We start from the raw sequence: 12,946 nt of genomic DNA on the forward strand, positions 1-12,946 counted from the left end.
GCGAAGCGAACGGCCTTCACCGCCAGTATCGAGGCTCGTCCACCACGCGCTGGTGCTCGGCAAACAACAACGGCAGCTGCTCCTTGAGAAAGTCCAGCCAGGTACGCACCTTGGCGTCCAGGTAATGCCGTGACGGATAGATCGCATAGATCTCGCGCTGGCGCAGCCGATGCGGCGCCAGCAAGCGGCACAGGCGCCCCTCCTGCATGGCTTGACTCGCCGAGTAGTAGGGCAGCAGGCCGACCCCCATGCCCAACTCGGTGGCCTTGAGCATGGCGTCCGCGACGTTGGTGAGGAAAGTGTCCTGGGGCACGATCACGCAATTGTCGGGTTGGCCTTCGAACGACCAGTCCTCCTCGAACAGCGGGTCCACGGTGCGCAAGCAGACGTGTCTGTGCAAATCCTCGGGGCGCTCGGGTATACCGTGGCGGGCAAGGTAATCCGGGGAGGCGCACAGGATGCTGTGGATGCTACCCAGCGGGATGGCGATCAGTTGCGAGTCCGGCAGGCCCTGGCCGATGGTGATCACTACGTCATGCCCCTCGGCCAGCGGGTCTGGGTTGCGCTGTGACAGAGTCAGTTCCATCACCACTTCCGGGCATGTGGCGTTGTAGCGCGCCACCAGCGGCATCATCAACAGCCCCAGGCCATGGCTACAGTGGAAGCGCAGGCGGCCACGGGGCGTGAGGTGGGCGCCGCGCGCCTCGTCCACCGCCTCTTCGGTGAGCAGCATGATCTGCCGGGTGCGCTCGAGAAAGCGCTCGCCCGCCTCGCTCATGCGCAGGCGCCGGGTGGTGCGGTGCAACAGGCGGGTCTGCAGCTGATTCTCGAGCTCGGCGACGATTCGCGACACCTGCGCGGCGGAAATATCCAGGGCCTGGGCCGCGCCGGCGAAACTGCCGCACTCCACTACCCGGGCGAAGGTACGCATCGCATGCAGCATGTCCATGGGCAGGCACTCTCATTCATACATGAAAGGCAGGAATCTATCACGGGATAGCCCATTTATTGTGAAACACAAATGAATGGATCATTAGCTATCCGCAATGAATGAGGTACCTGTCATGAAAAGTTCGATTGCCCTGCTCGCCCTCAGCGCCACTCTCGCCTCGTTCGGCGCCTTCGCTGACAACAGCCCCAGCACCTACGAATACGGCATGCCGCTGGACATCGCCAAGGTCGTTTCGATTACTCCGGCCAGCAACGACGCCGATTGCCAAGTTGGCACCGCGCACATGGTCTACGTCGACCATCAGGGCCAGACCCGCGAAGTCGACTACCGCCAGATGGGCAACTGCTCGCAGCTATAACCCCGTGGCAAAAATACCAGCCATCTTGCTGAAAGTGCATTTGCCCGTCTCATACGGCGCCGCATGATCTGCCGGGACAACAACAAGAACGTCCCGGACCATGAATACGATCGATACCTCCACGGCGCCGTCCGTGCGCGCCTGCGACGCAACCCACGCCCGCATCACCTGGCGTCTGATGCCGCTGTTGCTGGTGTGCTACCTGTTCGCCCACCTGGACCGCATCAACATCGGCTTCGCCAAGATGCAGATGAGCGCCGACCTCGGCTTTTCCGACACTGTCTACGGCCTGGGCGCCGGCCTGTTCTTCATCGCCTATGCGCTGTTCGGCGTGCCCAGCAACCTGGCCCTGGAGCGGGTCGGCCCGCGGCGCTGGATCGCCACCTTGATGGTGGTCTGGGGATTGTTGTCCACCGCCATGATGTGGGTACAGGACGCTGCCGGGTTCTACACGCTGCGCTTTCTGTTGGGGGTGGCCGAAGCTGGTTTCTTCCCTGGCATCCTCGTAGTGCTCAACCGCTGGTACCCGGCCCGGCGCCGTGCCCAGATCACCGCGTTGTTCGCCATCGCAGTGCCCTTGGCCGGGGTGGTCGGCGGGCCGTTGTCCGGCGGCATCCTGCAGGCGTTTCACGATCAGGGCGGCATGAGGGGCTGGCAGTGGATGTTCCTGATCGAGGGGCTACCGGTGGTGTTGCTAGGGCTGGTGGTGCTCAAGGCCCTGCCGGACAACTTCGAGCAGGTGGCTTGGCTCACCGCCGATCAGAAGCGTGCAATGCGCGAGGAAATGGCCCGCGAGGAACGGCACAAGCCGATCGACTCGATGCGCGGGCTGCTGAGCGACGCCCATGCCTGGTTGCTGGTGACGATCTATTTCGCGGTGATGCTGGCAGTCAACACCCTGGCCTTCTGGATGCCCAGCCTGATTCACGGCGCCGGCATCGGCAGCGATGGCCAGGTCGGCCTGCTCAGCGCCATCCCTTATCTGGCCGGATGCCTGTTCATGCTCGGCTGCGGCCGCTCGTCCGACCGTCACCGCGAACGCCGCTGGCATCTGTGCGGGCCGTTGCTGATGGCCGCCGCCGGCATCGCCCTGGCCGGATGGGCGCCGGACGACGCCTGGCTGGTGATGAGCGGGCTGGTGGTCGCCGGCATGGGCGCCAGCGCCGCGCTGCCGATGTTCTGGCAACTGCCGCCGGCGTTCCTCGCGGGCGGCGCCCAGGCCGCCGGTATCGCCATGATCAGCTCGTTCGGCAGTATCGCCTCGTTCGCCGCGCCTTACCTGATCGGCTGGATGCGCGACAGCACCGCCAACCCGGGCCTGGCCTTGCAGGTACTGGCCGTGGCCATCGTAATGGGCGCCGTGCTGGTGCTGAAGGTGCCAGCCAGCGTAGTCAATCCAAGGTGAGGCGCTTCACGCCAGCAACTCGGTAATCCACTGCGCCTGACGGGTGATATCGCGCACCTTTTCCTCGGGCACTGGCTGGCGCGCCCGGGCGAAGTTGGCCAGGGTCTGGTGTTTCTGACGCAGCATGCGTTGCCACTTGAACAGGAACGCCGGGCTGCGTGCCTGCATCAGCAGTGGGCCGAAGTACAGCTGCTCGGCGCTGTAGCTGACCGACTCGGCACGTTCGGCGACGATGATTTCGTAGTCGAAACGGTTTTCCCGCAGCACTTCCTCGCAGATGATCCTATAGTCGTTGTCCATCAGCCAATGGCGCAGTGCCTGTTCACCGCCGTTGGGTTGCAGGACCAAGCGCTCATGACCGCCCAGGAGTTGCTTGCCGGCCTCGAGGATGTCGCGAATGGTCTCGCCGCCCATGCCGCAGATACTGACTGCGGTGATGCCATCATTTGGCACGATGGCTGCCAGGCCACTGGCATGGCGCACGGTGATGCGGTCTTCCAGGCCGTTGTCGCGCACGGTGCGCTGCGCGGCCTGGTACGGCGTCAGCGCCACTTCGCCGGCCACGGCCGCGATAATCGCGCCCCGACGCGCCAGCGCCACCGGCAGGTAGCCATGGTCCGAGCCGATATCGGCCAGGCGCGCGCCCGCCGGCACATGGGCTGCCACGCGCTCCAGGCGCATGGACAATGTGTGTTCGTTCAACAAAAGCCTCTTTTCACGACCAGGGCCCGGCGCCTGTGGCCGGGTGGAGCGCGATTCTGCCGGTCCCGGCCAGGTATTTCAAATGCCCGCGACCGACCGTCCTGCCTCGACCTGCCCTGCCCGCTCGCGTAGGCTTGGCGGTTTCCTTCCGTTGCAAGGCGAAACCTCATGGCACACAGCGACATCATCTACACCCCCGACCCGGACGCCGACTCGATCTCCTCGGACGTTGCCGAGTACAACGGCATCCTGGTCAGCACCCAGATCCCCGTGCAGGCCGACGGCAGCCTCGAGCTGGGCGACATCACCACCCAGTGCGAATGTACCCTGCAGGCTTTGAAAGTTGCCCTGGAGCGCGCCGGCAGCTCGATGGACCGGGTGTTGCACCTGACCATCTACCTGACTGACATGGCCGACCGGGCGGCGTTCAACGAGGTGTACCAGCGGTTCTTCAAAAAACCATGGCCGGTGCGGGCTGCAGTGGGTGTGGCTTCCCTGGCGTTTGAGGGAATGCGGGTCGAGGTAACGGCGATGGCGGCCAAGGGCTGAGGTGCGCCAGTTCCCGCAGCGTAGCCTGCTCGGCTTCGACTGCGGGGATGACCATAATCAAGGATCCATCTGGAACGGTTACTTACTGACAAACTCAGGTTTCATCACCCCCCGCTACCATGATTAACCAAGAGTTGATCCGGCCCGCCCAACCGCCTGATTTCTATGTTTTTCGCTCGAGTAAGATACCCGTCATACTTCTTCCCTATCCCCTTGACAGATTTATCAGAATAATACGAAATCGCTGCAGCAAGTACACCACCTATGAGTATCTCGGACTTTTGCTCATCCGAAATGTTTTTATTCTGGCCTCCAGCGCGCGCGTCATTATACGAAGCCGCCAAACTAATATAAGCCGCAAAGTAAGCCCCCGCACTTGTCGCTGCCGCCACGCCAAGCTTTAACACATCCCACTTCGAAACGTCCGGCAAACTACTAGCGTCCTCCGGAGAATTTTTAATCAGTCGTTTTTTGACCACAGCGTATTCAACTATACTCATTGTCGATTCTATATGCTTTGGCAGTCTAGTAGCCGTCGACGCTTCCATGATGGGCAAGGCAAATTGCAAATTCTTCACTTCAAACAACCACGACCAACTCGAAGTAGCAGTCGAATCCAGAGCAGGTGTCACGCTTGAAACAGTGGGGGCTCTCCCATCACGATCATGATAATTAACCGGATCTCCCTGACAGTAGGCATAGGTATTTATCCCGCCTTTGCCGAACGGACTCAACCGGTCAGATGAGCAGAAACGCATCAACCGCGGATTGAAAACCCGATGCCCGTTTCCCAGGTGATAAGTACCTGTCCCCGGTTCGCGCATCTGCCCGCAATAAGCCAATCGATGTCCGATTACCAGGGTCAACGCCCCATAGGGCGGATAGGCCCTGGTATCGCCAAGCACTGACAGCTGTCTGTCGGCCCTGCTCAGATGTGTGTGAACCATGGCGCCCTCGCGGCCGGTCGGTATCGTTTGACGTTAACAGCGATGCGCCGTGGGCAACACTGACAGAATTACCAGGTGTACTGCGCTATCGAACCCGGTAGTCGCACCTGGCCAGGCGGATTCATCAGTTAAAGATGCTGCCACTCCATTTCACCGCTACAATGCCCGCCTTACCGTGACAGCCCGAACCTATAACGACATGTCCCTTCCAAAGCACCACCTGGAACTGCTCAGCCCTGCCCGTGACGTGAGCATCGCCCGCGAGGCGATCCTGCACGGCGCCGACGCCATCTATATCGGCGGCCCGAGCTTCGGCGCGCGCCACAACGCCTGCAACGAGGTCAGCGATATCGCCGAGCTGGTCGAGTTCGCCCGGCGCTACCATGCCCGCGTGTTCACCACCATCAATACCATCCTCCACGACAACGAGCTGGAGTCAGCACGCAAGCTGATCCACCAGCTATACGATGCCGGTGTCGATGCACTGATCGTGCAGGACCTGGGGGTGATGGAGCTGGATATCCCGCCGATCGAGCTGCATGCCAGCACCCAAACCGATATCCGCACCCTGGAGCGGGCCAAGTTCCTCGACCAGGCCGGCTTTTCCCAGCTGGTGCTGGCCCGCGAGCTGAACCTGCAGCAGATCCGCAGCATCGCCGCCGAGACCGACGCCGCCATCGAGTTCTTCATCCATGGCGCGCTGTGCGTGGCCTTCTCCGGCCAATGCAACATCTCCCACGCCCAGACCGGGCGTAGTGCGAATCGCGGCGATTGCTCCCAGGCCTGCCGCCTGCCGTATACCCTCAAGGACGACCAGGGACGCGTGGTCGCTTTCGAGAAGCACCTGCTGTCGATGAAGGACAACAACCAGACCGCCAACCTGCGCGACCTGGTCGATGCCGGTGTGCGCTCGTTCAAGATCGAAGGTCGTTACAAGGACATGGGCTATGTGAAGAACATCACCGCCCACTACCGCAAGGAGCTCGACGCCATCCTCGAGGACCGCCCCGAGCTGGCTCGCGCCTCCAGTGGCCGCACCGAACACTTCTTCGTGCCAGACCCGGACAAAACCTTCCACCGTGGCAGCACCGACTACTTCGTCAGCGACCGCAAGATCGACATCGGCGCCTTCGACTCTCCAACCTTCACTGGCCTGCCAGTGGGCGTGGTCGAGAAAGTCGGCAAGCGCGACCTGCTGGTGACCACCGATGTCCCGCTGACCAACGGCGACGGCCTCAACGTGCTGGTCAAACGCGAGGTGGTGGGCTTCCGCGCCAACATCGCCGAGCTGAGAAGCGAATCCGAGGAGGACGGCCAGAAGCGCTACCGCTACCGAGTCGAGCCCAACGAGATGCCCGAGGGCTTGTACAAGCTACGCCCAAACCATCCGCTTTCGCGCAACCTCGACCACAACTGGCAACAGGCGTTGCAGCGTACGTCGTCCGAGCGCCGGGTGGCTGTCGAATGGCATGCCGTGCTGCGTGAGCAGCGTTTGCTGCTGACCCTCGGCAGCGAGGAAGGGGTCAGCGTGCAGGTCGCGCTGGACGGTCCGTTCGGTACCGCCAACAAGCCGGAACAGGCGCTCGAGCAACTGCACGACCTGCTCGGCCAGTTGGGCACCACGATGTACCACGCCGACGCCATCGAAATCGATGCGCCCCAGGCGTTCTTCATTCCCAACTCGCAGCTCAAGGCGCTGCGTCGCGAGGCCATCGAGGCACTGACAGAAGCGCGGATCAAGGCCCATCCCCGTGGCGGGCGTAAGGCCGAGACCACGCCACCGCCGGTGTACCCAGAGTCGCACCTGTCGTTCCTGGCCAACGTCTACAACCAGAAGGCCCGCGACTTCTACCATCGCCATGGTGTGCAACTCATCGATGCGGCGTACGAGGCCCATGAGGAGCACGGCGAAGTGCCGGTGATGATCACCAAGCACTGCCTGCGCTTCTCCTTCAACCTGTGCCCCAAGCAGGCCAAGGGTGTGACCGGCGTGCGCACCAAGGTGGCGCCGATGCAACTGATCCAGGGCGATGAAGTGCTCACCCTGAAGTTCGACTGCAAACCCTGCGAGATGCATGTGATCGGCAAGATGAAGAGCCATATCATCGACCTGCCGACCCCAGGTAGCGCGGTGGCCCAGGTGGTCGGACACATCAGCCCGGAAGACCTGCTCAAGACCATCCCGCGCGCGCCGCACTGAGGCATGACCCGTCGTCGCTCCAGCGGACGTCACCGGCGGCGGGTCTAGACTGAACAGGGGGCAGCCACACGTGGAGGTGTGAGATGAGCCAGTTCAAGCGATTGTTGGTCATGCTCGGCCCGCAGATGCGCCATACGCCTGCCCTGCAGCGCGCCGCGGCGCTGGCCGAGTCCAGTGGGGCCCTGCTGGACCTCAACGTTTTCGTCGACGATATCGACACCTTCGGCCTGATGAGCGACAGCCGTGAGCGCGAGCGCCTGCTCGAGGACAACCGCCAATGGCTGGCCGACGAGGCCGAGCAACTGCGTAATGCCGGCCTGGATGTCTCTACCGAACTGCTGCTGAGCCGTGATCCACTGGGCAGCGTGCTTGAACAGGTCGAGCGGCTGGGCTGCGACCTGCTGGTCAAGGACGTGCAGCACGAACCCATCCTCAAGCGCCTGCTGGTCACTCCGCTGGACTGGCAACTGCTCAAGGACAGCCCGGTGGCGGTGCACCTGGTCAGCGATATCCGCCTGCCCCTGCCCCGACAGATCGCCGCGGCGGTCGACCTCAACAGCCATGGCGCCGGCGAGCACCTGGACGATGCGGTATTCCGCAGCGCTCATGCCCTGGCCCTGCAGTGCAACGCTGAGCTGCATCTGTTGCATGTGTGCGATGCGACCAGGAGCCATATCGCCGACTTCGGCGCCGGCACCGTGACCATGCCCGGCTTCGACACCAGCCTGCGCACGGCCCAGCGCGCGGCATTCAACCGCCTGGGCGATCACTACCAGATCGACCTGGAACGCCGCCACTTCCTCGAAGGGCCGGCGGTCAAGGCGATCACCCACTACATCGCCACCCATCGGGTCGATGTGATCGTCATGGGTAACCACCGTCACGATGCGTTGCAGGCGTTTCTCGGTGGCACCACAGCGCATGTGTTGGAGCATCCGCTGTGTAATGTGCTGGCGATAAAGGCTGTGCGCTGAATGCCATCGTGGGGCAAACCTGCTCCCACAGTGCGGGAGCAGGCTCGCCCTACAATCAGTAGCCTGCGGGAACTCAGAACGCCTTGCTGTAGAACAGCGAGTACGACTCGATCCCGTCGTTTGGCTGTTTAAGCCCGGCATTGGAATAATGAATGGCGCGAATGCCGACCTTCTGCTCCGCCGGCAACTTGAGGCCAAAACCGATCCGGTCCTCGAAGTTCACCGACGAGCCCAGGCGCTGGTCGCCCACGTCGGTCTTGGAGAACGCCGCCAGGCCGATACCCGCCTCGATGAACGGGGTGTAGGTGAAGCCACTGAATTCATAGACGAACACCGGGCTGATCGACAGCGAATGGGCCCCACTGGCCTCACCGCCTTCCCAGTAGGTGTAGGCTGCATCCCAGTATCCGGTCAGATGGCCGGTGCCGCTCTCAAGCCATTTCTTGTCCCAGTCGAAGGACAGGCCGATGCGGTAGGTCATATCGCCTTGGCCGGTAGCACCCACGGCAGCGGACACCTGTGCGGCCTGGGCCAGGTTGGCGCCGGCGAACGCCAGCACGGCCGCGGCCAACGTTGTGGCGAGACGGGTTTTCATCAATGACTTTCTCCTGATGGTCTTCACGGGCAGGGCCGCGAAATGCGCGTCCCTGCGTCAATGGAGGCTAAGCCTCTCGTTCTTCCTGCGTTGGCAACCCCAGACTATACAAGGGTTACAAGCGGTAATACTTCTTTGATTATTGCCAGAATGTACTGAGAGTGGGAAGTGATTTGCCACTATTGGCTAAGGGACATTAGGCGCTTGCCATTGGTGCAGCCATATTCCGCCTCCTCGTGCTTTACCAGCTATCAACCTTGCCTGGGCGTCACTCGCCCTGGGACAGGAACCTTACCGCCAGTTGAGATCAACCCGCACCGGTGCCTTGCCGTCCACCAGCACCTGCTGCTGCACCGTCTGGCCCTCGGCATTGCCGACCACACGGTATTGCCCAGTGGGCAATTGCACGAAGATCAACGGGCCGACATCCTGCAACATCAGTACTGACTGCCCTTGGACCGACTGTATATCCACCGTGGCACCACTCTGAAACTTGCCTTCGGCACCGGTCGAGAGGGTGATGTGCAGATCGTAGCCGGGGGTGCGGCGCAGGGCATCGGCTTCATCCTGGCCGATACCGCCCTGCAGATAACGTATGCCGTTCTGTTGCTGGGGCTGCAATTGCACGCCCTGCGGATCGATGGGGGTATTCAGGCCGGTGGCCGCTGCGAGGCTCCAAGGCATGGCCAGTGTCAGCAACAGCGCGGCGCAAAGGCCGTAATGATGAGTGCGCATGGTGCATTCCTCCCTCCATGGGATGGTCTACACAGTTTGGAGGGCTTTCCGCGGCTCGGGTTCGCCTGTCGACGCACCGTTAATCCGGGTGACGCTGCCCTTCAAGCCGAGGGCAGCTCACGACGTTCTTCGAGCAACTTGATGAACATGCTCAAGCTGCGCGACACCGTGCCCCGCCGCCACACCAGCCAAGTCTTGAGATAGCGGAAGTCCTCGGCCATCGGCCAGGCACTGACCGTGCTGCACCCCGGCATGTTGTCGAGCATGCTGCGCGGCAGCATCGCCAGGCCTGCGCCTGCACTGACGCAGGCGAGCATGCCGTGGTAAGACTCCATCTCGTGGATCTTGCCCGGCACCGCCTGGTCATGGACGAACCAGCTTTCGAAGTGGTGGCGGTACGAGCAGTTGGCGCGAAAAGCGTAGATGCTCGAGCCATTGACGTCACGGGCACGGGTCACGGGCGGGTGGTTGAGCGGCGCGATGACCATCATCTCCTCCTCGAACACCGGCATGCCTTCCAGCGTCGGGTGCAGCACCGGTCCATCGACGAAAGCCGCCACCAGGCGCCCGGACAACACCCCTTCGAGCATGGTCCCCGACGGCCCGGTGGACAGGTCCAGGTCGACCTTCGGATAACGCTGGTTGTAGGCCGCCAGCAAGGCCGGGATACGTACTGCGGCAGTGCTTTCCAGCGAACCAAGGGCAAAAGTGCCCTGCGGGTCCTCCCCCGCCACGGTCAGGCGCGCCTCGTGTACCAGGTCGAGGATACGCCGGGTGTACTCGAGGAAGTTCCAGCCGGCCGGCGACAGGCGCAGGCGGCTCTTCTCACGGATGAACAGCTCGACGCCCAGGTCCTCCTCCAATTGCTTGATACGGGTGGTCAGGTTCGACGGCACCCGATGGATCTGCTGGGCGGCGGCGCTGATGCTGCCGTGCTCGGCCACGGCCTTGAACATCTCGAGTTGCACCAGGTCCACAGTCATTCTCCAAACGTGAATGTTTCGCTCATTATTATTCAGTTTTCATTAAAGCGCGCCACCACTAGTCTGCGCTCACCCCATCAGAACAATGAGAGTCCTGCCATGAGCGAGATCAGCAGCCTGACCCACGCCATCTCCGTCGACCCCTACAGCGGCGAACGGATCGGCCATTACGCCTTCGACACCGACGCCGCACTGGACGCGGCGCTGCAACGCGCCAAGGCAGGCTACAGCCAGTGGCGCCAAGTGTCGCTGGGTCAGCGCAGCGAGTACCTGGTCGCGCTCGGGCAGGCCCTGCAAGCCAACGCCGAGGCCTTCGCGCAGATGATCGCCCGCGAGATCGGCAAGCCGATCAGCCAGGCCCGCGGTGAAGTCAGCAAGTGTGTCGGCCTGTGCCAGTGGTACGCCGAACATGGCCCGGCCATGCTGGCGCCGGAGCCGACCCAGATCGACAAGGCCCGTATCGAATACCGACCGCTGGGCCCGATCCTCGCCGTGATGCCGTGGAACTTCCCGGTCTGGCAAGTGCTGCGCGGCGCGGTGCCGGCGCTGCTGGCGGGCAACACCTACGTGCTCAAGCACGCGCCCAACGTGATGGGCAGCGCCTACCTGCTGGCCGACCTGTTCAAACGCGCCGGTCTGCCTGAAGGCGTGTTCGAGGTGCTCAATGTCACTCCGGACGGCGTCACCCGCGCCATCAACGACCCGCGCATCGCCGCCATCACCCTGACCGGCAGCGTGCGCGCCGGCATGGCCATCGGTGCGCAAGCGGGCGCGGCGCTGAAGAAGTGCGTGCTGGAGCTGGGCGGCTCCGATCCGTTCATCGTACTGGCCGATGCCGACCTCGATGCCGCGGTGAAGGCCGCCGTGATCGGTCGCTACCAGAACACCGGCCAAGTCTGCGCCGCCGCCAAGCGCCTGATTGTCGAAGAAAGCATTGTCGAGGCGTTCACCCACAAGTTCGTCGAGGCCACCCGTGCGTTGACCTTGGGCAATCCGCTGGACGACGCCACCTACATCGGCCCGATGGCCCGCTACGACCTGCGCGATGAACTCGACGGGCAGGTCCAGGCGACCCTCGCCGAAGGCGCCACCCTGCTGCTGGGGGGTAAGAAGGTCGAAGGCGCGGCCAACTTCTACGAACCAACAGTATTCGCTAACGTCACCCCGGACATGACCGCGTTCAAGCAGGAGCTGTTCGGCCCGGTGGCGGCGATCATCAGCGCCCGCGACGCCGACCACGCCGTGGCGCTGGCCAACGACAGCGAATTCGGCCTGGCCGCGACCATCTACACCGCCGACTATGCCTTGGCCGAGCGCATGACCGCCGTGCTGGACACCGGCGGCGTGTTCATCAACGGCTACTGCGCATCCGACCCCCGTGTGGCGTTCGGTGGCGTGAAGAAAAGTGGCTTTGGCCGCGAGCTGTCGCACTTCGGCGTGCGCGAGTTCACCAATGCCCAGACGGTATGGCTGGATCGCAACTGATCTGCCAGCTTGCCCCTGCAACCAGGCAGGGGCAAGCAAGCTGAGGCAACGGGCGCAGATTTTCACCCACGAAGGGCTCGACTTCCATCAGCTCTTGCAGCGCCGAAGCGTCTCGCTCGGCAGTTCGCGAAACAGCTGCCGGTAGCTTTCGGAAAACCGCCCCAGGTGCCAGAACGACCAGCGCATCGCCACCTCGGCCACGGTTGCGTCACCCACCAGCAGGTCACGCCGCGCGCCGTTCAGGCGACGCAGGCGCAACCAATGCGCCGGTGGCAGGTTGGTGAAACCCTTGAAGGCTTGCTGCAACTGACGCACGGAAACCCCGGCGACCTTGGCCAGCTGCAGCAGGTTGAGGGTTTCGTCAGGGCAGTCGGCGGCCCACTCGCTGACCCGACGCATGATCGCCCGCTCCTCGTCGCGCCGCCCCAGCGCATCCCCCTGCAGATGCTGCCCGGCGTTGTCGAGGATGAACAGGCAGTCCTCCAGCAACTGCTCGCGCAACGCCCCGCCCTCCAGCGGGCAATCGGCCTGGCCCAGCTGGGTGAGCGTGGCACTCAGCCAGTTGCCGAACAAGGCGTTCTGCTGGCAGGTCAACGGCACCATGAACAAGCCGCGCAGGCGTTCCAGGTCGAGGCCGTGGCTGGCCAAAAACGGCTGCTCGAACACCACCGCCACCTCCTGGTAGTTCTCCGGGGTGATCCAGATATTGCGGCTGTCTTCATTGAGCAGGTAGAGGCTGTTTTCGCTGCGGTCGAAGCAGAACGCCAGGGCGCCGCTGGGGGCGCGAAAGAACTGCTCGACCCGGGTGTTCAGGCGCTCTTCGTACACCTCCACGCCATCAAGGCCCAGCCAGCGCAACTGACCGTTGAAATGCCCGGGGGACATCTGTCGGTATTGCTGCTGCCAGCCGGGGGTGGCGCGGGTCTGTTCGGTCACATCGGTGGTGCGGTAATGCTGGACCTGCAAGGCGGTTGGCGTTGTCACGCGCTGTCCTAGTTGCACTCTTTTGGTGCATTCGTTGCCGAAGAAAGTGGATAGATCGCCCTGGGGCGCAGCGACCA

Annotated in this window: 13 protein-coding genes; 6 read left to right on the forward strand and 7 right to left on the reverse strand. The window is 63.0% G+C overall.

Features of this window, described 5'->3' with window-relative positions:
- Window positions 1–16 precede the first annotated feature (16 nt).
- The gene (locus tag C3F42_RS03010; protein WP_104443941.1) at window positions 17–949 is read right to left on the reverse strand and encodes a LysR family transcriptional regulator; all 933 of its coding nucleotides are present in this window, start codon (window positions 947–949) and stop codon (window positions 17–19) included.
- 115 nt (window positions 950–1,064) lie between these two features.
- Here C3F42_RS03010 and C3F42_RS03015 point away from each other — a divergent pair, with 115 nt between their 5' ends.
- Both C3F42_RS03015 and C3F42_RS03020 read left to right on the forward strand, forming a co-directional pair.
- Window positions 1,065–1,310: a DUF2790 domain-containing protein gene (locus C3F42_RS03015; RefSeq protein ID WP_104443942.1), complete on the forward strand. Its 246-nt coding sequence runs from the start codon at window positions 1,065–1,067 to the stop codon at window positions 1,308–1,310.
- Between the two features lie 100 nt (window positions 1,311–1,410).
- A complete protein-coding gene (locus C3F42_RS03020; RefSeq protein ID WP_104443943.1) occupies window positions 1,411–2,715 on the forward strand; it encodes an MFS transporter in 1,305 nt (434 codons plus the stop codon).
- A gap of 6 nt (window positions 2,716–2,721) precedes the next feature.
- Here C3F42_RS03020 and C3F42_RS03025 read toward each other — a convergent pair whose 3' ends face one another.
- The gene (locus C3F42_RS03025) at window positions 2,722–3,417 is read right to left on the reverse strand and encodes a tRNA (adenine(22)-N(1))-methyltransferase TrmK (RefSeq protein ID WP_289678355.1); all 696 of its coding nucleotides are present in this window, start codon (window positions 3,415–3,417) and stop codon (window positions 2,722–2,724) included.
- Between the two features lie 168 nt (window positions 3,418–3,585).
- Between C3F42_RS03025 and C3F42_RS03030 the strand changes: the two genes are divergently transcribed.
- On the forward strand, window positions 3,586–3,966 hold the full coding sequence (locus C3F42_RS03030) for a RidA family protein (RefSeq protein WP_046855763.1): 381 nt from the start codon (window positions 3,586–3,588) through the stop codon (window positions 3,964–3,966).
- 104 nt (window positions 3,967–4,070) lie between these two features.
- Here the strand turns inward: C3F42_RS03030 and C3F42_RS03035 are convergent, their stop codons facing one another.
- On the reverse strand, window positions 4,071–4,913 hold the full coding sequence (locus C3F42_RS03035; RefSeq protein WP_104443945.1) for an RHS repeat-associated core domain-containing protein: 843 nt from the start codon (window positions 4,911–4,913) through the stop codon (window positions 4,071–4,073).
- Between the two features lie 199 nt (window positions 4,914–5,112).
- Here C3F42_RS03035 and C3F42_RS03040 point away from each other — a divergent pair, with 199 nt between their 5' ends.
- Together C3F42_RS03040 and C3F42_RS03045 are read left to right on the forward strand one after the other, a co-directional pair.
- Window positions 5,113–7,113 (forward strand): U32 family peptidase, encoded by a 2,001-nt coding sequence (locus C3F42_RS03040; RefSeq protein ID WP_104443946.1) that lies wholly within the window; start codon window positions 5,113–5,115, stop codon window positions 7,111–7,113.
- Window positions 7,114–7,196: 83 nt separating this feature from the next.
- The gene (locus C3F42_RS03045) at window positions 7,197–8,087 is read left to right on the forward strand and encodes a universal stress protein (protein ID WP_094011236.1); all 891 of its coding nucleotides are present in this window, start codon (window positions 7,197–7,199) and stop codon (window positions 8,085–8,087) included.
- Between the two features lie 73 nt (window positions 8,088–8,160).
- On the opposite strand, the gene C3F42_RS03050 is transcribed toward C3F42_RS03045, so the two are convergent.
- The 3 genes from C3F42_RS03050 to C3F42_RS03060 form a co-directional block, all read right to left on the reverse strand.
- Window positions 8,161–8,682 (reverse strand): acyloxyacyl hydrolase, encoded by a 522-nt coding sequence (locus C3F42_RS03050; protein WP_031314880.1) that lies wholly within the window; start codon window positions 8,680–8,682, stop codon window positions 8,161–8,163.
- A 291-nt stretch (window positions 8,683–8,973) separates the two neighbouring features.
- A complete protein-coding gene (locus tag C3F42_RS03055) occupies window positions 8,974–9,417 on the reverse strand; it encodes a hypothetical protein (protein WP_104443947.1) in 444 nt (147 codons plus the stop codon).
- A 101-nt stretch (window positions 9,418–9,518) separates the two neighbouring features.
- Complete coding sequence (locus tag C3F42_RS03060; protein WP_094011262.1) at window positions 9,519–10,394, reverse strand: LysR family transcriptional regulator; 876 nt, start codon at window positions 10,392–10,394, stop codon at window positions 9,519–9,521.
- A gap of 105 nt (window positions 10,395–10,499) precedes the next feature.
- Here C3F42_RS03060 and C3F42_RS03065 point away from each other — a divergent pair, with 105 nt between their 5' ends.
- The gene (locus tag C3F42_RS03065; RefSeq protein ID WP_104443948.1) at window positions 10,500–11,885 is read left to right on the forward strand and encodes an aldehyde dehydrogenase family protein; all 1,386 of its coding nucleotides are present in this window, start codon (window positions 10,500–10,502) and stop codon (window positions 11,883–11,885) included.
- 87 nt (window positions 11,886–11,972) lie between these two features.
- On the opposite strand, the gene C3F42_RS03070 is transcribed toward C3F42_RS03065, so the two are convergent.
- On the reverse strand, window positions 11,973–12,869 hold the full coding sequence (locus C3F42_RS03070) for a helix-turn-helix domain-containing protein (protein ID WP_023631636.1): 897 nt from the start codon (window positions 12,867–12,869) through the stop codon (window positions 11,973–11,975).
- Between the last annotated feature and the right edge of the window lie 77 nt (window positions 12,870–12,946).

This window comes from Pseudomonas sp. PONIH3 (genome assembly GCF_002934345.1).
Lineage (GTDB): Bacteria > Pseudomonadota > Gammaproteobacteria > Pseudomonadales > Pseudomonadaceae > Aquipseudomonas > Aquipseudomonas soli.